The 19845-nt window shown below is 62.5% G+C and carries 18 protein-coding genes; 6 read left to right on the top strand and 12 right to left on the bottom strand.

Annotation, left to right across the window (positions count from 1 at the left end; all coding sequences use genetic code 11):
- The first annotated feature begins 4 nt into the window (after positions 1-4).
- Positions 5-598: a phosphoribosylanthranilate isomerase gene (locus HWN36_RS04645; RefSeq protein WP_343044925.1), complete on the top strand. Its 594-nt coding sequence runs from the start codon at positions 5-7 to the stop codon at positions 596-598.
- Here the strand turns inward: HWN36_RS04645 and HWN36_RS04640 are convergent.
- From HWN36_RS04640 to HWN36_RS04630, 3 genes are all read right to left on the bottom strand, one after another.
- Positions 592-1530, bottom strand: a complete 939-nt coding sequence (locus HWN36_RS04640; RefSeq protein WP_176788291.1) for a flavodoxin domain-containing protein — start codon at positions 1528-1530, stop codon at positions 592-594. The two genes, HWN36_RS04645 and HWN36_RS04640, sit on opposite strands and share 7 nt — an antisense overlap.
- A 112-nt stretch (positions 1531-1642) precedes the next feature.
- Entirely contained in the window at positions 1643-3469 is a 1827-nt protein-coding gene (locus HWN36_RS04635; RefSeq protein WP_176788290.1) for a DUF2207 family protein, read from the bottom strand.
- A 1-nt stretch (position 3470) separates the two neighbouring features.
- Positions 3471-4034 (bottom strand): LemA family protein, encoded by a 564-nt coding sequence (locus tag HWN36_RS04630; RefSeq protein WP_176788289.1) that lies wholly within the window; start codon positions 4032-4034, stop codon positions 3471-3473.
- Between the two features lie 90 nt (positions 4035-4124).
- Here HWN36_RS04630 and HWN36_RS04625 point away from each other — a divergent pair, with 90 nt between their 5' ends.
- Complete coding sequence (locus tag HWN36_RS04625) at positions 4125-5258, top strand: DUF362 domain-containing protein (protein ID WP_176788288.1); 1134 nt, start codon at positions 4125-4127, stop codon at positions 5256-5258.
- Here HWN36_RS04625 and HWN36_RS04620 read toward each other — a convergent pair.
- The 4 genes from HWN36_RS04620 to HWN36_RS04605 all read right to left on the bottom strand — a co-directional run bounded on the left by HWN36_RS04620 (position 5255) and on the right by HWN36_RS04605 (position 11690).
- Positions 5255-6298 (bottom strand): WD40 repeat domain-containing protein, encoded by a 1044-nt coding sequence (locus HWN36_RS04620; protein WP_176788287.1) that lies wholly within the window; start codon positions 6296-6298, stop codon positions 5255-5257. The two genes, HWN36_RS04625 and HWN36_RS04620, sit on opposite strands and share 4 nt — an antisense overlap.
- Entirely contained in the window at positions 6295-8076 is a 1782-nt protein-coding gene (locus HWN36_RS04615) for a helical backbone metal receptor (RefSeq protein WP_449405514.1), read from the bottom strand. The genes HWN36_RS04620 and HWN36_RS04615 overlap by 4 nt, the downstream gene beginning before the upstream one ends.
- Before the next feature lie 198 nt (positions 8077-8274).
- Positions 8275-9840: a DUF4430 domain-containing protein gene (locus tag HWN36_RS04610; protein WP_176788286.1), complete on the bottom strand. Its 1566-nt coding sequence runs from the start codon at positions 9838-9840 to the stop codon at positions 8275-8277.
- Positions 9825-11690 carry an outer membrane protein assembly factor BamB family protein gene (locus HWN36_RS04605; RefSeq protein WP_176788285.1) on the bottom strand — a complete coding sequence of 622 codons (1866 nt, stop codon included), beginning with the start codon at positions 11688-11690 and terminating at the stop codon, positions 9825-9827. The genes HWN36_RS04610 and HWN36_RS04605 overlap by 16 nt, the downstream gene beginning before the upstream one ends.
- A 262-nt stretch (positions 11691-11952) precedes the next feature.
- Here HWN36_RS04605 and HWN36_RS04600 point away from each other — a divergent pair, with 262 nt between their 5' ends.
- Positions 11953-12120, top strand: a complete 168-nt coding sequence (locus HWN36_RS04600) for a hypothetical protein (protein ID WP_176788284.1) — start codon at positions 11953-11955, stop codon at positions 12118-12120.
- Positions 12121-12213: 93 nt separating this feature from the next.
- Here HWN36_RS04600 and HWN36_RS04595 read toward each other — a convergent pair whose 3' ends face one another.
- On the bottom strand, positions 12214-13341 hold the full coding sequence (locus HWN36_RS04595; RefSeq protein WP_176787296.1) for an IS256 family transposase: 1128 nt from the start codon (positions 13339-13341) through the stop codon (positions 12214-12216).
- A gap of 163 nt (positions 13342-13504) precedes the next feature.
- Here HWN36_RS04595 and HWN36_RS04590 point away from each other — a divergent pair, with 163 nt between their 5' ends.
- From HWN36_RS04590 to HWN36_RS04580, 3 genes are read left to right on the top strand one after another with little or no spacing between them, the layout of a single operon-like run.
- A complete protein-coding gene (locus HWN36_RS04590) occupies positions 13505-14452 on the top strand; it encodes a FecCD family ABC transporter permease (protein WP_176788283.1) in 948 nt (315 codons plus the stop codon).
- Positions 14449-15714, top strand: a complete 1266-nt coding sequence (locus HWN36_RS04585; protein ID WP_176788282.1) for an ABC transporter ATP-binding protein — start codon at positions 14449-14451, stop codon at positions 15712-15714. The genes HWN36_RS04590 and HWN36_RS04585 overlap by 4 nt, the downstream gene beginning before the upstream one ends.
- A complete protein-coding gene (locus HWN36_RS04580; RefSeq protein WP_176788281.1) occupies positions 15711-16439 on the top strand; it encodes a sugar phosphate isomerase/epimerase family protein in 729 nt (242 codons plus the stop codon). The genes HWN36_RS04585 and HWN36_RS04580 overlap by 4 nt, the downstream gene beginning before the upstream one ends.
- Before the next feature lie 683 nt (positions 16440-17122).
- On the opposite strand, the gene mtrH is transcribed toward HWN36_RS04580, so the two are convergent.
- The 4 genes from mtrH to mtrA (HWN36_RS04560) are packed head-to-tail and all read right to left on the bottom strand — an operon-like array spanning position 17123 to position 19842.
- Positions 17123-18151 (bottom strand): tetrahydromethanopterin S-methyltransferase subunit H, encoded by a 1029-nt coding sequence (gene mtrH, locus HWN36_RS04575; protein WP_176788280.1) that lies wholly within the window; start codon positions 18149-18151, stop codon positions 17123-17125.
- 15 nt (positions 18152-18166) lie between these two features.
- The gene (gene mtrA / locus HWN36_RS04570; RefSeq protein WP_176788279.1) at positions 18167-18898 is read right to left on the bottom strand and encodes a tetrahydromethanopterin S-methyltransferase subunit A; all 732 of its coding nucleotides are present in this window, start codon (positions 18896-18898) and stop codon (positions 18167-18169) included.
- Between the two features lie 10 nt (positions 18899-18908).
- Positions 18909-19112 (bottom strand): tetrahydromethanopterin S-methyltransferase subunit F, encoded by a 204-nt coding sequence (locus tag HWN36_RS04565; RefSeq protein WP_176788278.1) that lies wholly within the window; start codon positions 19110-19112, stop codon positions 18909-18911.
- 7 nt (positions 19113-19119) lie between these two features.
- A complete protein-coding gene (mtrA, locus tag HWN36_RS04560) occupies positions 19120-19842 on the bottom strand; it encodes a tetrahydromethanopterin S-methyltransferase subunit A (RefSeq protein ID WP_176788277.1) in 723 nt (240 codons plus the stop codon).
- Positions 19843-19845 lie beyond the last annotated feature (3 nt).

Here is a 19845-nt window from a genome sequence, read left to right as displayed (position 1 = left end):
GCAGATGGGATACTCTCCCAGGGTGAAGATCTGCGGGCTGACCCGGGTGGAGGACGCCGTTGCGGCCGAGAGGGCCGGGGCCGACGCCGTGGGCGTGGTGATGTGCTCTGACTCGCCGCGCTCGATCGGGGCCGGTGCGGCGCGTGCGGTCTTCTCGGCCGTCGGGCCGTTCACGGCGACGGTGGTCGCGACCCATACGGCCGATCCCGATGAACTCGACCGGATCCTTGCCCTGCGCCCGACGGCCGTGCAGATCTCGTATCCCCATGAGATGCCGGAGGATGCCGGGGCGAGGGTGATCAGGGTGACCGGGCAGGGCAGGCCGCTGCCCCCGGGGAGGACTGATGCGTATATCGTGGACGAGAGCTGCGGGACCGGTCGCCCCTTCGACCCGGCCTTTTCCAGGGCGTTTGCGGAACTGAGCAGTCTCCCGGTGATCCTTGCCGGCGGGCTCACACCTGAGAACGTGGGGGCGGCAATCGCCGCGGTGCGCCCCTATGCGGTGGACGTCTGTTCAGGGGTGGAGACGGCGCCTGGGGTCAAGGACCACGGCCTGATCGAGCGCTTTATCGCCGCTGCGAAGGCTACGCCTCAGTAGCGGAGGGTCTGCTTCATTGCATGGCCCTGCCGCTTGAATGCGGCGTTGAGGAACTCGGCCTTCTCAGGCGTGATCCTGATGACGTTTATGTCGGCGTTTAAGGCCCTGAGTCGGTCGGGGTCGATATCCCGCAGGGCGAGCGCCTCCGCGTGCCCGGCGGCGCCCGGCCTGAGGATCTCGGCCTTACCCTCGATCTGGAGCCCCGCGATATCCTCCATCGAGGTGTATTGCGTATAGACGGCGATGGCGGCCGCCGGGTTTCTGAGGAGGTGCGCAAACTTCTCGCCTCCCTCGCTGTAGATGTAAATCTTCCCGTTCTCGAAGAGGTAATCGACCGTCGTCGCCCTGACCCGGTTGTCATGGCCGGTGGCGAGGACGCAGATGTGGTGGGCCTTTAAGTAGTCCTCGACCGCCGTCCTGATCTCCGTTTCGGCCATCTGCCCCCCGCATGCCATCCGCTCGCGCAGGGCGAGGGCGAAGGCGGTCACCGCTCCCATGTCGGTCAGGTCCCGGTCTTCGAGGGTAAAATCGGTCTTTTTCGCGTAGAGGGAGAGGGCGGTCAGGTCGTCCCGGTCAAGGTGCCGCACCTCCATGCGGCCGCCGAAGGCCACCGCCGGGGCGTCGTCCCCCATCATCTCACGCAGTTCTTTGAGGTATTCGTGACCCTTGTGCAGGTTTATGCAGGTGCAGAAGAATGCCACCGTCTTTTTTCGCAGCCATGAGGCGTTGGTCTCGACGAACCGTCGTATCGAGGGTGCAACATTGCCGTTGTAGATGGGCGTGCCGATCACAAAGAGGTCGAAGGACCGCATCTCGCTGGAAAACTCCTCTGGCCTGCAGGTCCGCGCCGGCCCGAGGACGAGGGCGATTGCCCCGGCGATCTCTGCCGTCGAGCCGTATTTGCTCTCATAGATGACGCATGTCCGCTGCATGTGCCCCTCTTCTGCCCCGGCGCTCATAATACTTTGGAGGGTGGGGTGTCTCTCCGGGTTTGAAAAAGAGAGTGAATATGTTCTGGAGAGTGTGATGGAGGCCCGGGGGCTCTTATCGCCCGCCGACGCCCCCACCGCCAAAGCCTCCACCGCCACCGAAGCCGCCCCCGCCACCGAAGCCGCCTCCGCCGCCGCCAGCCGAGGGCGGGGCGAAGGCGACGATCGGGACGAAGCCGAGGTGCATCGTGGAATAGAGGGGCATGCCGGCCTCCCTGATGTTGATATTCAGGTCTTTCATCGCCGCCTCGACCTGATCGCCGACGCCGAGGGCGGTGCCGTAGACCAGCCACTCGCCCCACATCGAGATGTCGGCGGGGGCGTACTTCCTGATCTGTGCCAGGTCTGAGAGGAAGCGGGCGAAGGCGTCCCACTCCAGTTTCTCCCGGTAGCGGTCGTCCTTCCAGTGGCCGAAGAGGGTGGAGGGGAAGGCGAGGGCGACAGCCACCTCGGCGATCGCCGCTCCTGAGAGGAAGATCGCCGGGAAGGCAAGGTAGCCTGTCGCCGGCGCCATGACGATGACCAGGACGGCAAGGGCGAGGACGATGACGCCCGGGAAGAGGAGGGGGGCGACAAGGGTCCGGCCGTCGGTGGCATACCGGCGGGAGAGCGAGGCGTCCACGCTGCTCTGGAGGGCCTTGAGCCCGCCCTGGAACCGCATGATCGCCGTCTCGGCCGCCTTGTCGTGCGCAGCCCTGGCCGCGAGCGCCTCGACGGTGGCGGTGTCGAAAGTCCGGCCTTCGGTGAGGTTGGAGAGGTAGGTGAGCACCCGCTGCTCGTAGGCGTCGTCCGAGGTCTGAGTGTTGACGGTGATCAAAACGCCCTTCCCTTCGGTCTTCTCCTTCACGGTCAGGGCGCCCTTCCGGTGGAGATCGAGCACCGTCGCATAGAAGCCGTTCTCGTCGAAATCGATTACGTCGCCCGTGAAGAGGAGGTTCACCTGCCACGGCTTCATGGCGGTGTTCGGGGTGACGCTGAGGTACTCGGGGACCGTGAACGCCTTCTCCTGTCCCCGGCGCCGGTAGACGAGGAGGAGGGCGAAGGGGATGACGAGGGCGAGCAAGGCTGCAATGACAAAGAGGGCGAAGGCTGCAGAGTAGGGGAGGTTGTACCAGAAGGCGCCCGACTCGGTCTTTCCCTTCAAGTCTTCCACCTGAGATAGGACGCCGTTTAAGCGGTCCTTCGCCCCCGCGTCGAGAAGGAGTTCGACTGCCACGATGTCGTTCTCAGGGGCGCTCCCGGTGATCGTCACGGTGTTACCGTCCTCGGCGACGTCCAGACCGGGCGGGTAGGCATAGACCGCCTCGATCCCGCTCCAGTCAGGGAGGATGATCGAGAGGTGGCGGTACGGGATGTGCTCACGCACCAGTTTCAGGTTGAGGTGCGTGTTCACGTTGTCGTACTCGATTGGCGGGACGACGGCGTAACGGTACTCCACGGTGTAGGTCCCGGTGTCGAAGTATGCGGGGGTGTAGATCCCGAGCTCGTTCGCGTAGGCGTTCTGCCTGATGAACGCCTTCTCTGTCTCGGTTGCGTCCGGGACGACGACGATATCGCCGGAATAGTCCTTTGCGTAGCCGATGACGCCTTCGGGCACCTCCATGCCGAGATATTTGATGTGCGCGCTCTCCCTATCCGCAAAGGTCAGGGTATCGTCGAAGTAGCGGAAGAGCATCCGGTACTCGCCCGAAACCCGGACGTCATAGGTGTAGCGTTCGATGAGAGTGCCGTTCTCGTAGAAGACAGCCTGGTAATCGTCGACGACCAGGTCGCCCTCGAAGAGGGGGGGCAGCACCACGGCGGCGCCGACTGCAAGGACGCCGAGGAAAAAGGTGATGAGGATGAGGGTGGCAATCTGCCGGTTTTCGCTCAGCGGAACCACCTCAGAATGCGATCTTCGGCGCCCGCTCGATCTCTTCCTCAAACTCAAGGTAGTCCAGCTTGTTCATGTGGATGAGAGAGGCGACGATGTTTGAGGGGATCGTCTCGGTCATCGTGTTGAGCTGCTGGGCGATGTTGTTGTAGGTGTAGCGCTGGCGGGCGATCTCGTCCTCGATGCTCCTGATGGAGGCGGTCAGTTCTGAGACGGTCGCCTGCGTCTTCAGGTCGGGATATGCCTCGGCGACGGCGAAAAGCCTGCCGATAAGCGAGCGCGACTGCCGCTCCACCTCGTTGAGGTCGCCGGGGTCGGCCTTTCCAAGGCCGGCGCGCATCGCCGTCACCTGGGTGAGCGTTTCCTTCTCGAAGGAGGCATAACTCTTGACGGCGCCGAGGAGCTGCTCGATCTGGTCGAGGCGTTTCTTCATGGCGACCCTGATCTGCCCGAGCGTTGCCTCGCCCGAGTTCTTCAGGTTCATGAAGCGGTTGTAGATGCTCACGAACCACCCGATGAGGGCAAGGACGACGATAACGACGACGGCGATCAGAATAATTGTGATCAGGTCCATTTTTTCACCTATGAGTGATTCCGCGCCTGCGAATAAGAAGATATGGATGAACCGGGTGGAACCGGATACGCAGCGTGCATGAGGGTTTCGATGTTCGATCCTGTATCTCTTGCCCGCTGCCGCTCGTACGGCCCTGACGAAGTGGGCTCTGCTCTCTCTGCGGTGCTGGCGCCCCTCGGCGGCATGGCGGCGTTCGTAGCACCTGGTATGCGCGTTCTGGTGAAGCCCAACCTCCTCTCGGCCCGGCCGCCTGAACGGGCGGTGACGACGCACCCGGCCGTGGTGCGGGCGGTGGTCGAGGCGGTGCAGGCGTGCGGGGGCGTCCCGGTGATCGGCGATTCGCCCGGCGGGCAGAACACCCCATCTTCGTACGACGCACTCCTCGAGACGACCGGGATGATGGGGGTGATCGAGGAGACCGGCTGCGAGTATGTGTACTTTGACGACGAGAGCGTCGCCGTCCCGTCGTCTGACGGCCGTTTCTTCCGCCGGTTCACGATCGCAAAGGCCGTTTTAGACGCCGACGCCGTGATCTGCCTGCCAAAACTGAAGACCCACCAGCTCACCGCATACTCCGGGGCGGTGAAAATTCTGTACGGCTGCATTCCCGGCATCACGAAGGCGGCCTACCACCTCCACGCGGGCCGGGACCGTGAGGTCTTTGCCGACCTCCTCCTCGACCTCCACGCCGCCATCCAGCCGTCGCTCTCTATCATGGACGCCGTCGTCGGGATGGAGGGGAAGGGCCCGCAGAGCGGCGATCCCCGTCTGATCGGGCTGCTCGCCGCCTCGGCGAGCTGCACCGCCCTGGACTGCGCGGCTGCCCTGGTCATCGGCCTCGATCCCCTCTCGGTCCCGACGATCGCTCGCGCCGCTGCGCGCGGGGAGGGGCCGACGGGCCTTTTAGATGTCCTGGTCCACGGCCCGCCCATTGCGGAAGTGCGGGTGGCCGATTTCGTCCCGGCCCCGGCGTCGCCCCCGTCGCTGCCGTCGTTTGTCGCGCAGTTTGGCGGGCGGCTCGTCGCCGCGCGCCCGGTCATCGACTCGGGACGGTGCACGGCGTGCGGCACCTGCGCCGCCGTCTGCCCGCCGCATGCGATCACGTTTGTGCCGGGCGAGATCCCGCAGATCGACGAAAAAGAGTGTATCAGGTGTTTCTGCTGCCAGGAGCTCTGCCCGCAGGGGGCCGTGGAGATCGTCTGGCCCTCTGTCAGGGAGTATTAACCCCGCCATCTCGCGCAGAGGAGCGCCGCCACGGCTGCAAGGAGGGGTGCTGCCGACTGTGTCGGGGTCGGTGTTTCGCCCTCTGGCCCCTCCTGCCTGGCCGTTGGGGTCGAGGCCATTGTCTCATCTTCGGTCGGCGTTCTGGATGCAGGCCGGTAGAGTGCGACTGCTCTCCCTGCGCCGGCCGCAACGGCGCCGTTGCCCGAGAGCGCGATCGATGTGATCTCTTCACCCCCTATGCGGCCGATCTCGGTTCCGTCCGTTGAGAAGAACCTGATCCCATCCCTGCCGAGAGCGACGAGAGAACCGTCCCCGGCAAGAGCGATGCCCGGTCTTCGCTCCCCGCTGACCTGCCTCCAGAGAACTCTGCCGTTCCTGTTGAGCAGTTCTGCAACCCCGTGATCTGCACCGACGGCGATATACCCGCCGTCGTCGGTCATCGAGCAGGAGAGCGTGGCGCTTCCGGTGGCGTAACTCCAGAGGGGCCTTCCCTCGCCGGTGTAATACCTGATCGTGCCGTCTTTTTCTCCGGTGACGATATGCCCGCCGTCGAGGGAGAGGGCAAGGGCGATGACATCCTCAGTTGTATTGACGATGGCTGACTGTTCAAACGCCCCGGTGCTGTTTTTCCTGAAGATCATCACCCTGGTGTTGTCAAATCCCCCGGCAATGCAGGAGCCGTCAGGGGAGATGGCGGTGCCGAAGGCGAAAAAGCCGGTGTCATGCCTGAACGCCAGAGCGCCGCTCCGGTCATAGAGGCGCAGGTCCTCTCCGCCGGTCACGATGAGCGAACCGTCGCCTGAAATGCCGACCGTCTGGGCGTGGCGGCCCGGCACCTCCCAGAGGGGCGTGCCGTCGGCGTCCAGGCAGGAGAGGGCGGCGGCGGTGAGCACGACGACGGTCGTGCCGTCATCCGATACGGCGATATCGAGCACATTCTCCGGCATCGTGGTCTCCCATGCACTGCCGAAGGAGAGGCCGGCCGCCGTCGCCGCAATGCTCAGGGCGAGGATGAGTGCGACGGCGACGCCTGCTCTCATTCTGCCCTCCGCAAGAGGATCAGCCCGGCGGCGGCGAGTGCGACCGATGCGGCGAACGCCCCGAAACCGGGCGACTGCTGGGCGGCGGTGGCCGGTGCCGGTCCGCCCTCGAAGAGGTCGGGGTGGATGGCGGCGGCGACCTCTTCCAGGGCGTCGACCAGGCGCGGCCCGCCCCGGTCGATCAGGTCTGAGTCGACGATATAGACGCGGTTGTTCTTGATCGCCTTCAGGTTTTTAAAGCGCGGTTCGTCCATGAAATAGCGGTAGATGAGGTCGGTGCCGCCCTCGCCCATCCCGGTCCCTGAGTTGACGATGATCACCTCGGGGTCGGTGGTGATGAACCGCTCCATCGTGATGATCTGCCAGCCTTCCATGTCGGGAAAGGCATTTGTGCCGCCGGCGAGGGCGATCATCTCGTCCTGGAAGGTGTTGTTCCCGCTGATCCAGATGGGATCGTACCAGACGGCGTGGACGACCGTCGGGGTGTCGGTTGCCTTCTCTGTTCTCTCCTTCACGGCGTCGATGCGCGCCTCCATCGATGTCACCAGCCGCTCTGCCTCGGCTCCGGTGCCGGTTGCCGTTCCGACGAGCCTGATATCGCGGAGCGTTCCCCCGGCCGAGTCCGGGTTCAGGGCGATCACGGTCAGGCCGAGGCTCCTGAGATGGTCCACGACCTCCCCGGTATTCCCGAAGGCGGCCACCACCAGGTCAGGATTCGCCGCCACCACCCTCTCGATGTTCACGGTGGAGTACCCGCCGACCTTCGGTTTCGCCGTTGCTTCAGCCGGGTAGTTGCAGTAGTCGGTCACGCCAACCACCCGGTCACCGAGGCCGAGGCCGAAGAGGATCTCGGTGTTCGCAGGGGCGAGGGAGACGATGCGCATCGGCATCGCCTCGATCCTGACCTTAACGCCATAGTCGTCGGTGACGGTGACGGGCTGCCATTTTGCGGTTGCGGCGGTGGGTGCTACGGTCTGCGGCACCGTTGTCTTCTCAGGCACCGTTGTTGTTGACGTTTCCGGCGCCTGGAGGGCGGGCGCCTTCTGGCCTGGCAGGACCGGGTAGGGTTTCCCGAGCAGGGCCGGGATCGCCCGCGCCGTCATGCCGCAGGGGTTGTCCGTCGTGTACGCCGTCCACCTGAATGAACCGTCGGGCTGCTGGAGGTCTGCAAGGGTCGAGACCACGTCCCTGCCGTTCTTCGACCACGCCGAGGGATCCTCCCCGGCGGCGGTGATCGCCTGGATCGCCCATGCCGCCGAGGCAGCGTTCGAGGAGGAGGAGCCGCCGTAGTTGAAGCCGCCGTCCTCCATCTGGTTTACCCTGAGGTAGTCGAGCGCCCGCGAGACGGCGGGGACGTCTGTTCGCTCGCCGGCGGCGATGAGGGCCATGATCACGGCGGCGGTGTCGTCGGAATCGCTCTCGGCGCCCGGCATCCAGCCGTAGCCGCCGTCGTCGTTCTGCTGGCTCTTCAGCCATGCCACAGGCAACGAAATGTCTTCACCGGCCGAGACGAGAGCGAAGAGCCCCCAGTAGGTGGTGTAGACGAAGTCGCCGAACTGGCCGCTGGCTTTCATGCGCCCTTTGAGTTCGGTGAGGTAATCGTGGCCGCCGAAGGCGTGCGGGTCCTCCCCGGCCGCCGCGATCAGGGTGACCATCTTGCCGAGTTCGGCCGTCCCCTCCGGGTTTACGGCGTCTTCGGCTGACTTCCAGTAGTCGATCGCCGAGGTGCCGTTCACCTGCCAGCCGTGCGGGTCCTCGCCGGCAGCGACGATCGCCATCACCGCAAACCATGAGGTGCCGGGGTTTGTGCTCCGCCCGGCCTCGGCGAACCCGCCGTCGTCATGCTGGCAGGACCTGATGTAGTCGAGACCGCTCCGGACGGCCGCATCGTCAGCACCAAAGGGGTAGGCTGCCGCCGTCGCGATGCAGGCGGCGATGCAGAGAAGAAAAAGAAGTGGGGCAATCGGTTTCAGGATTCACGCCTCCTTTCTTCTGGAGAGACAGACCCCGCCGCCGATAAGGGCAGCAGCGATCGCCGCCGCCCACCCGAGGGGCGTTTGTACCGGGGCCGTTGTGGAAGGGGCTGCCGCGGCGGTCGTCGGCATGGCCGTCGTGCTCGACTTCAGGGTGGCCTCGCCGAGACTGACGAGGGCGAATGTTGAGAGCCCTTTCGGCGATATGCCCTCGAAGATCAGGTTGCCCTTATCGTCGATCCCGACCATGTCGGTGTCGAGGATCTCGACCGTCCCGTCGTCGGCGATGTGAACGATGCGGATCGCGCCGGCGCCGCCGTGCTTTTCCACCCATGCGGGGGCAAGATGCATCCTGACGGTGGCGCTCGCGATGTCCTCACCGTTTACGAGCCCGTTCATGCCGACGTTCATCACGCAAGCGGTGCCGGTGACGGCGGTTCCATCGACGGCGCAGAGTGCGAAGAGAGCTGATTGTTCTTCTGCCGAGAGGTTGGAGGCGTAGGTGACCGTGATATCGCCGAGGGCCGTGACACCGTTCAGCGAAAGGATCAGCGTCGCCCCGACATCGCCGATCCCGGCGATCGTCCCGCTCTTCGGTGTCAGCATGGCCGTGACGCTCTTGAGAAATCCGGTGGCGATGCCGTCTCTCTCGGTGATGTCACCGGTGAGGATGGTCATGACCAGGCCGGGCCGTTCGATGATGATGCGGTCGCCCTTCACGGTGACTCGCTCCCCATCGTGCGCGGCGCTCAGGTCGACTGAAATCCTGGTCTTTCCACCCACCACCGCGGTGGTGACGCCTTCGGGCAGTCCCACAGGCGTTTTCGGATCTGTGGCCGGGCCGAAGGCCGCAGATCCGGCTGTTGTCGTGCCCGCATCGCCGCTGTCGCTGCCGCTCCCATAGACCACCTTCAGCCAGATTGCCTCGTCCGAGGTCGCCGGGGTGGAGGACATGCTCTCGCTCCAGTAGAAGACGACCCGGTCGCCGTTCTGCACGGTCTTTGCATTGGCGCCGACCGATGGGGAGACGCCGTTGACCTGGTACATCCAGCCTGACGCGCCCCTGTTTGTCCGGCCGTTGATGGCGGTGATGTAGAGGGTGCCGTACTGGTCGTACCAGCCGTCGTCGATCGTGTAACTCGCGCCCGAGGCGTCGAGCGCTCCCAGGGCGGTGCGCCTGTTCACCGTATAGGTCGTGCCGCTGTTGGCGGCGGTGACGGTGAGGTTGCCTGCCGGGAGGACGACGTTCTGATAGAGATCGCCGCCGTCACCACCGTCACCGCCGCTGCCGCCCGCTGAGATGGTGACGGTTTCGGCCACCGTTGCACCCCCTGCGGCCGCCGCAATCGAGAGTGTCCCGGTCGTGTGGGGGATGTACCTGACAGTCGTGCCCCGTGCGAAGACCGGGGTGCCGCTGTTCTCCTGGAAGACGAAGAACGCTTCCTGGTCGCAGGTGACGATCACGGCGGAGCCGGCGGTGGTTCCCGAGATGTCCATGCTCAGCGCCGCGGCCGGCATGGTGCAGGCGATTGCTGCCAGCAGGCAGAGCAGTGTCAGGATACGACGCATTCCGAGCCTCCGCTGTGGGATATCAGGCCGGCCGGGTAGTCTTCAAGGCGGTAGATCCCGGCATACAGCGTGTAGGTGCCCGCGCTCACCTGTGCGGGGACGGCGACCAGCACCGGCACGGCGACCATCTCGCCGCCGTTCAGGCGGACCGTGCCGGTACCGGCGATCCCCTCGCCGGCGGCGTTCGTGCCGCTCACGACGACGACATACCAGCCGCTTTCCTCTGCGGCGGCGTCCACCTCAGCGAGGACGAAGCCGCCGCGTTGCCCGTCTCCGAGCGAGGGTGTCTCAACCGCTGCTTCGGCGACGTCGACATCGATCGATACCACGTAGGCAGCCTGGTCGATGAGGGGCGCCCAGGTGACCGGGTCGGTGGGGCAGTAGGAGAAGGTGAGTCTGTCGCCGTCGTGGAGGTCGTTTGCCCCGATCCCGGTCGGTGCCGCCGCCCCGTTGATGAAGATCGACCACGAGCGCGCGTTCTCCTGGGTCCAGTCCTCGTTTGCGATGCCGTCGATGTCCTCCAGCATGAATGAACCATAGGTGGCATACCAGGCGTCTGAGGCGTTGAAGGTAAACCCTCCGGCTGTTGCGGCGGCGTCAAGGGCGCCGAGGTCGGTGGTGCGGTTGATCGTGTAGGATGCCGATGCATTGTTCGAGGGCGTGAAGGCGAAGGTGGTGCCGGTGAGCGTGACGGTGCCGTCCCAGATCACGTCAGGGCCGGGTTTTTCGGTTCCAAAGGCATAAAAACGGTTGTTTTCTGCGCCGATGTAGAGCACCCCGTCCGATACGGCCGGTGAGGACATGTAGAATGAGGCCCATGCGCCGTCGCCCGGCGAGGGCAGGATATATGACCATGCACCGGCGCCGGTGGCGATATCCACCGCATACACGGTGCCGGTCTCCTCGTTTGTCGCGAAATACGCCAGATCCCCGGCGATCACCGGGGAGACGCTCACCTGTGCACTCGCAAACGTCCAGAGTGCAGCGCCGGTGGAGGCGTTGTAGGCGCGGATGCCGGTGGACGTGCCTGCGATGACGGTGTCGGCCGAGACGGCCGGTGTCGAGAACGTTCCGGTGATGGGGGCATTCCATTCCTCTGTACCGGTGGCTGTATCGAGGGCGTAGAGGCAGTCTGCTGTTGTCACATACACCTTACCGTCACTGACGACCGGCGTCGACTTCACGGCGGTCGGGAGGGTGGCGCTCCACACGGCGGCGTGGGTTGAGGCATTGATGCAGAAGAGGCCGCTCCCGTTTCCGGCGACAAAGACCTTTCCGTCTGCGGCCGCAGGTGAGGTGAAGTAGCCGACGGATCCGCCGGTGGGGAAGGACCATGACTCTGTGCCTTCGGGCGTGAAGGCGTGCAGCACGCCATCAGAGGCGGAGAGGGCGTACACCGTTCCCTCATAGACGAGGGGCGATGACGAGAGCCCGAAATAGCCGGTGGTGTCGATCTGGTCGCTCGACCAGAGTGCAGCGCCGCTGAAAGCGTCGACGGCGTAGAGTCGTCCGTCGGTCCCGCCAACATAGACCTTTCCATCGGCGACGGCGGTGCCCGAGACCGATCCTGTGGCGGCGCCGCCGAGTTCGTTCGTCCAGAGCACCGCCCCGGTAGCGGCATCACAGCAGACAAGCCCCATCGGATCGTTGTCGGTGAAGTTCATATCGGACCACGTGGGGATATAGACCCTGCCGTCATGGACGGCCGGTGATCCGTCGGAGAACTCGTCGGTCTCTGCCGACCAGAGGAGTGTGCCGTTCAGGGGTCCCGGTGTCGATGCCACCCCGGTGCGCGCCGCATCGGCGTGGAACATCGGGTAGTCGGCCGCCGCGGGGGCGGCCAGGATCATCAGGAATATGCAACATATCCCTATGAGAGAGAAATTACCAGCCATTCAGATCGCTCCAATTTAATGTGGTTATAACAAAGATATTTTATAAAATAATATGGTGTTAGTTCAAATATATTTTGTTTTACGCGGCGCCGGTCACCCATTCTCTCGCCCCCCCGGGGCATCATAGTGATGAATTATATGAATATATATATATATATATGGTGCGATAATATGGGGGTGGTGGTGAAAAGCCATGATCTGTATGGGGTATGCGAGCATGTCTCCCGAGCAGGTGGAGAAGGTGAAGAGTCTTGAGAAGGAAATGAAGGTTACACTCCTTGCGTACGCAAAACCGACCTATTCGACGCTGAAGGATGCCGATCTCAAAAGGATCCAGGGCCTTGAGAAGGAACTCGGTCTTTCGCTCGTGGCGTACGAGATCTGAACTCAGGTTTCATCTTTTTTGTCCGACCGCAGGCGGCACCGGGTAGTGTTTCAGATCTTCTGTAATTCGTCTGAGCCCTGTCTCCTTGTTTGATCATTCCCCCTCCATCGTCAAATATCTTCTGCCGGTCACCCACTCCTCATTGATGTCCATCAGGATGGATCCTGCCAGCCTGAGGAGTGACTCTTCATTGGGAAAGGCCCCTACAACTTTGGTTCTCCGTTTCAGTTCCTTGTTGACTCTTTCCATCATGTTCGTCGTTCGGATCCGCTTTGCGTGCTCTTTCGGGAACGCCGTGTAACTCATAAGTCCCGGGATGAATCTCTCGATCGTATTGGCCGCTTTCCGATATCCTCGTTCGTTCAGATCGTCTGCAAGCTCCTGCAGTCTCTCCTCGTCCCCATATGCCTCCTTCAAGGACTCAGCAACTTCTTTCTGATGTTTCCGTGGAATATTCTTTAAAACCGCCCGGGTGCAATGGACCGAGCACATCTGCCACGATGCGCCGAGGAAGGTGGCTTCCGCCGCCTTCTGGATCCCGGCATGACCATCTGAGACAACCATCTTGACACCCACCAATCCTCGTTCTTTGAGGTCTTCGAACAATCCCGACCAGAACATCTCATTCTCGCAATCAGTGATTCTGGCTCCCAGGATTTCGCGGTAGCCATCCATTCGAACACCGGCGATCACCAGAAGAGCTTTGGTGATGTACCGTGGTCCCTCTCTGACTTTGTAGTACGAAGCATCCACAAAGAGATAGGGAATCTCCTGTTCAATAGGCCTCTGAAGGAATGCATGGACCTGTTCATCGAGGTCCTTTGCTATCCTGGATACTGAAGCAGGAGAGAGTTGTTCGATGCCAAAATGAGCAACAATCTCCTGGATCCGGCGGGTTGAGACTCCCTGAAGGTAGGATTCAAAGATAGCATTCTCAAGAGCCTTCTCAACCCGGGAATAGCGTCCAAATACCTGTGTTTCGAAGGGAAATTCTCGGAACTGCGGTTTCTGGAGGATCGTTTCTCCATATCGGGTTTTCAGAGATCGCTTCTTGTAGCCGTTTCGGTGAGCCTTCCGCGCATCGGTTCGTTCATACTGCTCGGCTCCCGCCTGGTGGAGGGCTTCGAGCAGCATCACCTGGTTGAGGAACCAGGTGATGAGGGTCTTCATGCCATTCTCATTATCGGAAAGATAATCTTCGATTAACGCTAAGGGATCCATGGCCCTGTTTCTCCTTTCTGCAAATCTAGGTTGGATTCAGGGCCAAATTATTTTTACAGAAGATTCGTTACACTGTCGGCACCGCAGCATGGGAGACAAAAACATCCTTTTTTTCATCAGGGTAAATTTATTTGTTTTAAGATTTCATCTTGAAGAAGGATTTATGCAAAGAAAGAACTGGACGATGCTGATTTTCCTCTTCTGTTTCCTTCTCTTGAGCATCGTCCTCTCCACCGCCATCGGGGCGAGCGGTCTTTCCCTCCTGGACCTCGACCCGGACACGGTCCAGATGCTCATCTTCGACGTCCGCCTTCCGCGGGTGCTCGCCGCCCTGCTGGTGGGGGCCGGCCTTGCCGTCGCCGGCGCGGCGATGCAGGGGCTCTTCAAGAACGCCATGGCCGACCCCTACATCATCGGCACCTCCTCGGGCGGGGCGCTCGGCGCCTCCCTCTCGATCGTCTTCTTCATGGGTTTCGGCCTCCCGGTCTTCGCCTTCGTCGGCGCCACCGCCTCCACCGTGCTTGTCTACCTCATCTCACGGCGCAAGGGGCGGGTGACGGTCGAGACCCTCCTTCTCTCGGGCATCGCCGTCTCGATGTTTCTCTCGGCCGTCCTCTCCTTCATCATGTACATGTCCGGAAAAAGCCTCCACCAGATCATGTTCTGGCTGATGGGCGGGTTCTGGAACATCTCGTGGAGCGACGTCTGGATCGGCCTCCTCCTCCTGCCCGCCTGTCTGGTCCTCTTTCTCTGTGCGCGCGACCTCAACGTGATCTCCATCGGCGAGGAGGACGCCGTCCACCTGGGTGTTGACGTGGAGAAACTGAAGTTTGCCCTTCTCCTGCTCTCCTCCTTCATCACCGGCATCGCCGTCTCGGTGGCCGGTTCGATCGGCTTTATCGGGCTGATCGTCCCCCACCTGATGCGCATCCTCGTCGGACCCGATCACCGCATCCTCATCCCCTCGGCGATGATGGCGGGCGCCGCCCTCCTGGTGTGGGCCGACACCCTGGTCCGCATCCTCCCGACCGAGATCCCGGTGGGCATCGTCACGTCGTTCTTCGGCGCACCGTTTTTCATCTACCTTCTCAGGAGCAGGACGCGCACATGACAGGCATAATGGTCAGAACAGAGGATCTGGACGTCTCCTATGGCGACACCCGCGTGCTCCAGGCGGTCTCGCTTGCGGTGGCCGGGGGCTCGTTCATCGGCATTCTCGGCCCGAACGGATGCGGAAAGACCACCCTGCTGCGTGCGCTCTCCCGGATCATCGACCCTGCGGCCGGGACGGTGATGGTCGACGGCAGAGATATTGGCACGTATTCGATCAGGGGCCTTGCCACCATCATGGGCGCCGTCCCGCAGGAGACCGCCGTCACCTTCGACTTCACCGTCGAGGAGATCGTGCAGATGGGCCGCCACCCCTACCTCGGCCGCCTCTCCTCGATGGGCGAGGAGGACTACGCCATCTGCCGGCACGCGATGGAGATCACCAACACCGCATACCTTGCCGGCCGCCTGATCACCGAGATCAGCGGCGGCGAGCGACAGCGGGTGCTGATCGCCCGCGCCCTTGCCCAGAGGCCGCGGGTGCTCCTCCTCGACGAACCGACCTCGCACCTGGACATCAGCCACCAGATCGAGATCCTCTCGATCATCAGGGGGCTCGTCCCGGAAGTAACGGTGATCGGCGTCTTCCACGACATCAACCTCGCCGCCTACTTCTGCGACACGATCATCCTGATGGAGCGGGCGCGTATCGCCGCCGTCGGGACGCCTGCGGCGGTGATCACCGACAAAAACATCAGGGAGATCTTCGGTGTGGAGATGATCGTCCGCACCCACCCCATCACCGGGCGCCCCTATGCGGTGCCGCGCTATGAGCCGGGCCCGGTTGCCGGCCACCCCCTCAGGGTGCACGTGGTCTGCGGCGGTGGCACCGGGGCGGAGACCCTCTACGCCCTGCGCTCTGCCGGTCACGAGGTGACGGCCGGTGTGCTCTCGGCGAACGATTCCGACTGCACCGCCGCGGAGGGCCTCGGGATCAGGGTGATCCGGGAACCCCCCTTCGCCCCGATCTCCTCCCGCTCCCTGGAGGAGTATGCGGCCGTCCTTCAAGCGTCTGATGCGGTCGTCGTGACCGGGATGCCGGTCGGCCCCGGCAATATCGACAACCTGCGGACGCTCGGGGACCATGCCGGCCTCCTGGTATTCCTGCTCTCTCCCGGTGGAACCGATCCGGCTGACCACGACTACACCGGCGGCGAGGCGACGGCCATTCTTGATGCGCTGCTGAAAAACGGTGCGGTGCGGGTCGGAAGCGTTTCTGAACTTCTGGACCGTCTGGCTGCGCGCAGGGCCGATCGTCCATGAGAGAGATTGGCGTCTCCACCTATTGCCTGATGCACCGCCCACTCTGCGATGCGCTGGAAACACTCTCGCAGGAGACCGGGCTTATCGAGGTCCTCTCCGACTCCCTGCACTCAATCTTTCTGTATGCAGAGGTCTGTGCCTCCTTTGATCTCCGCTACACCGTCCATGCCCCGACCACTGACCTCAACATCGCTCTCGAACACGAGCGGATGCGGAGGGCGTCGATCCAGGTGATCGAAGACCTTGTTGGCGTGTGCGACCTTATCGGGGCCTCGGTGCTCGTGGTCCACCCTGGCGTCTGCATGGACTCCCACCTGATGGCGGCGTCGGATCTGGCGCTCCGCCGGTCTCTGGAAGACCTTTCCCGCCTCCAGGAGGCGTGCGCCGTCACCATCGCCGTCGAAAATATGGGCTCGTGGCCCTGCTGCCATTTCAGGGACACCTCGCTCCTGCCGGTGCTCAAGGACCTCGGCCTCGGCTTTGTCCTGGACGTCGGCCATGCCCATCTCAACGGAAATCTCGAGGCATTTCTCCGTGCAGGAACGCCCGTCCACCTCCATCTCCACGACAACCGCGGCGTGCAGGACGAGCACGCTGCCTGCGGCACCGGCACCATCGATTTTTCAGCGGTTCTGGATTCTTTATCGCCCCGCACCACGGCGGTGATCGAGGTGCAGGATCTCGGTGCGGTCCGTCCGAGTCTGGCATACCTGAACGGCGTGTGAGCGAAGGGGACCCGGTGTGCCCCCGCGTGGTAAGCCCCTGCCAGGGTGCCGATAGCGTAGATCGGGTGCACCGGTGCCTGGGGGCCTGCTGCTCCAACAGAACTGCGATTGGTGCGGGGATGGGAGATGTGAGAGAAACCTCTGGTGGGCAGGACGCTCCCTCTGAAGATCTATTCTGAACGGAAATGGCTCTTCGCTACTGTGTGTGGGTAGCCATGGCATCTTCATTTGACTGCTCTCAGGCGACCCGGGATAATGGGCTGACCTCACAAGGCAGGTCGCGATTGAGAAAGCGAGGAGTGTTTCCAGATGAAAAGTAGTTGATCCCTGTGCCGGTGCCTGGGGGCTGGCTTGCCCCGATGATCTGCGATAGGGGGGGATGGGTATAATCCCTCAGGATCGTGTGTGTGCCTTCCCGGTCCAATCGTGCGTGGGGGTCCGGGGGTGCAACCCCCGGTGGACAGCCTAGGGAAAGCGGTTGATCGATAGGCAGGTGTGAAAGCGTTACCCACATGAAACAGCGAAGAGCCACGGAAACTCAGGTGCGCCGGGTAGTCCACCAGGAAGAACGGCACAACTGAATCACGCCCGGTTATGATGGGGCGAAATCCGGTCTGGATCTGCACCGTTGCCGGGAAACGTTGTTTCCCGACTCTCCGGCGCAGAAAAAAAGGTGTTGGATTTTAGACGAGTGACAGGAGGGGGTGCTTGGTGACACCTTCTCCAAGGTCTCCACCGAGTTCGCGGCGCGCCTCGGCGAGGACGATGTCGGAGAACGCGGCCGCCGTGGCGATGCCCTCGCAGTTCTCGATCGGACCGAACATGATCAGGTCGGCGCCCAGGGTCATGGCCATGATGTTGCAGCCGATATCAGGGGCCGCCCATGCTGTCTGCCTGATACCCTCCATGCCGCCGAAGTGGTGGTGAGCCATCTGTTCGAGGAGGACATCCTTGCCCTCGTACTGGGAGGCGAGGACGTTCTTCCTCCAGCGCTTCAGCCAGGTCCAGGAGACGGTCATGTTGTGGTATGCGCCGCCGGTCGGCAGGCCGTGGATCGCCTTGCAGGCGAGGATCTCACGGAACGAGCCGCCTGAGCCGAGGCCGAGCGGGGTCGCCGCAGTGTCCAGGATCGGACGGGTGATGCCGCACTCTTCGGCAATGCCGATCATGGACTTTGCCTGGCCTGCGACACCGCCCTCGGTGAGCACCTTTTCACGGCCCGCGACCGAGGGGTCGCCGGGGTTGAAGGCGAGGACGATCGCCGAGTTGACGTCGGACTTTTTCAGGGCCTCGATGCTCTCCGGCGTGATGGAGCCGTTGATCGAGTTGTAGATCGCACGGTCGGCGATGCCGACCTCGGTGACGTACTCGCAGGCGTGGGCGAGTGCCGGTGCCGCCGAGGAGTCCATCAGGAAGGGCGTCTTGTCGTCGATCGAACAGAACCAGTCGAAGTAGCTCTCAAAGGCCTCGCCGTACTCCGAAATGATCTGGATGAAGTACGGGTTGCCTGTCTGGTCGTAGAGTTCCTGACAGCGGTTCCAGAGCGCTTCTGCCTTTGCCTTGTCGATCTTGCCCGTGTGGTCGTCGAGCACGGTCTCGTGCTTGTTGTAGAAGATGGATGCGCCGAGAACCCGGGGGTACTCTCCAGGCTGGCCACCGAGTTTAATGCCGTTGAAGTCGAATACGGCCTGTTCTTTCTCAAACTTGAACATACTGATCTTGCCTCCTTACATCAATTTCGGGAGCAGGAATATGAGCATCATAAAGACGAACAGTCCTGCTACCAATCCGTAGAGTATGCCGATGTCCCTGCCGATCTTCCGACCGATGCGCTGGGTCACCTCGGCGTTCACGAACTCAATCCTTGTCTCAACCTCGTCGAGCCTCTTCTCGATCTCAAGGAACTGCGGGTTTGCGCCGGCAACTGCCGTTCCGGCAGCGCCGCCCTCGGCTTCCTTGACCTCGACGACCATGGGGCCTTCTCCGAACGCTCCGGGGTCTTTCCCGGTGAGTTCGGCGATCTTCGCCTTGATTGCACCGAGGTCCTCGGTCTCCATGATGTCGACGAGTTCGGTCTGGGCCTGGAAGCGCTTGATCGCTGCATCATCGAGGTTCTCGATGAAGGGGATCGCACCCTTTGAGCCGACGACCTTGCCGCCCTCGACGCCGTTGGCGTGGAGCGCCTGGAACGTCTGTCCGGAAAGGTGCCCCTTGACCTCGGTACCGCAGGTCAGGACGAACCTGATGTTCGGGTTCGAGATGATGTTTGCGATGACCTTCTCGAGGCCGAGGTTCTCTGTCTTGCACGAGCCGCAGAGTGCGGCGCCTGCATCGCAGATCGCCTGCTCATCGAGGTGGGACCCCATGGTGACGACGGCGACACACGAGTTGGCGTCGCCTGAGTGGAAGTCGCCCTTTGCAATGGGCCATCCACTTGCCGGTGATGTCTTGTCTGCCATGCTTCTCACCTCAGATCAGGAATACCGGCACCACGACAAGGACCATGACGATGAGCATGCCTGCCGCAAAGCCTGGAATACCTGAGTCCATAATGCCTGAATCGAGTTTGTTCGTCCTGGCAATGATCTGGGACTTAAACTTGATGTCTGACATGATCGTGTCGATCGCAGCCATCCTGATTGCGCCAGATGTCTTCTTCTCTTCTTCTGCCATGTTCTTTTCACCCCAGCAAGAGGAAACCGAGTATGGCAAATGACACGATCAGGCCGATCATCAGGCCCTCGATCTTTCCACTGTAGACGCCCGCGGCCAGTCTGTCGCGGTATCCGATGTCAGTCACCATCTTCTCAATGATCTTGAACCGGGCGTGGATAAGCGCCAGGTCGCCGTTCATCTCGACGATTTCGCCGCCTACTTCTTCGGCGCCGCCCTCAGCCTCCTTGACCTCGACGATCATGGGCGCTTCTCCGAACGCTCCGGGGTCTTTCCCGGTGAGTTCGGCGATCTTCGCCTTGATTGCACCGAGGTCCTCGGTCTCCATGATGTCGACGAGTTCGGTCTGGGCCTGGAAGCGCTTGATCGCTGCATCATCGAGGTTCTCGATGAAGGGGATCGCACCCTTTGAGCCGACGACCTTGCCGCCCTCGACGCCGTTGGCGTGGAGCGCCTGGAACGTCTGTCCGGAAAGGTGCCCCTTGACCTCGGTACCGCAGGTCAGGACGAACCTGATGTTCGGGTTCGAGATGATGTTTGCGATGACCTTCTCGAGGCCGAGGTTCTCTGTCTTGCACGAGCCGCAGAGTGCGGCGCCTGCATCGCAGATCGCCTGCTCATCGAGGTGGGACCCCATGGTGACGACGGCGACACATGATTTGGCGTCGCCTGAGTGGAAGTCGCCCTTTGCAATGGGCCATCCACTTGCCGGTGATGTCTTGTCTGCCATTTT

The sequence above is a fragment of the Methanofollis tationis genome, from assembly GCF_013377755.1.
GTDB classification, from domain to species: domain Archaea; phylum Halobacteriota; class Methanomicrobia; order Methanomicrobiales; family Methanofollaceae; genus Methanofollis; species Methanofollis tationis.
Note: the sequence above shows the minus strand (reverse complement) of the source record. Positions and strands in the feature narration are given on the sequence as shown.

Bases quoted from the DNA above. Each gene is read 5' to 3' on its own strand.
- HWN36_RS04645 (WP_343044925.1), top strand. From the start codon at position 5: ATGGGATACTCTCCCAGGGTGAAGATCTGCGGGCTGACCCGGGTGGAG.
- HWN36_RS04640 (WP_176788291.1), bottom strand. From the start codon at position 1,530: ATGCAGCGGACATGCGTCATCTATGAGAGCAAATACGGCTCGACGGCA.
- HWN36_RS04630 (WP_176788289.1), bottom strand. From the start codon at position 4,034: ATGGACCTGATCACAATTATTCTGATCGCCGTCGTCGTTATCGTCGTC.
- HWN36_RS04625 (WP_176788288.1), top strand. From the start codon at position 4,125: ATGTTCGATCCTGTATCTCTTGCCCGCTGCCGCTCGTACGGCCCTGAC.
- HWN36_RS04620 (WP_176788287.1), bottom strand. From the start codon at position 6,298: ATGAGAGCAGGCGTCGCCGTCGCACTCATCCTCGCCCTGAGCATTGCG.
- HWN36_RS04615 (WP_449405514.1), bottom strand. From the start codon at position 8,076: ATGGCGATCGTCGCTGCCGGCGAGGACCCGCACGGCTGGCAGGTGAAC.
- HWN36_RS04610 (WP_176788286.1), bottom strand. From the start codon at position 9,840: ATGCGTCGTATCCTGACACTGCTCTGCCTGCTGGCAGCAATCGCCTGC.
- HWN36_RS04605 (WP_176788285.1), bottom strand. From the start codon at position 11,690: ATGATCCTGGCCGCCCCCGCGGCGGCCGACTACCCGATGTTCCACGCC.
- HWN36_RS04600 (WP_176788284.1), top strand. From the start codon at position 11,953: ATGTCTCCCGAGCAGGTGGAGAAGGTGAAGAGTCTTGAGAAGGAAATG.
- HWN36_RS04595 (WP_176787296.1), bottom strand. From the start codon at position 13,341: ATGGATCCCTTAGCGTTAATCGAAGATTATCTTTCCGATAATGAGAAT.
- HWN36_RS04590 (WP_176788283.1), top strand. From the start codon at position 13,505: ATGCAAAGAAAGAACTGGACGATGCTGATTTTCCTCTTCTGTTTCCTT.
- HWN36_RS04585 (WP_176788282.1), top strand. From the start codon at position 14,449: ATGACAGGCATAATGGTCAGAACAGAGGATCTGGACGTCTCCTATGGC.
- HWN36_RS04580 (WP_176788281.1), top strand. From the start codon at position 15,711: ATGAGAGAGATTGGCGTCTCCACCTATTGCCTGATGCACCGCCCACTC.
- mtrH (WP_176788280.1), bottom strand. From the start codon at position 18,151: ATGTTCAAGTTTGAGAAAGAACAGGCCGTATTCGACTTCAACGGCATT.
- mtrA (WP_176788279.1), bottom strand. From the start codon at position 18,898: ATGGCAGACAAGACATCACCGGCAAGTGGATGGCCCATTGCAAAGGGC.
- HWN36_RS04565 (WP_176788278.1), bottom strand. From the start codon at position 19,112: ATGGCAGAAGAAGAGAAGAAGACATCTGGCGCAATCAGGATGGCTGCG.
- mtrA (WP_176788277.1), bottom strand. From the start codon at position 19,842: ATGGCAGACAAGACATCACCGGCAAGTGGATGGCCCATTGCAAAGGGC.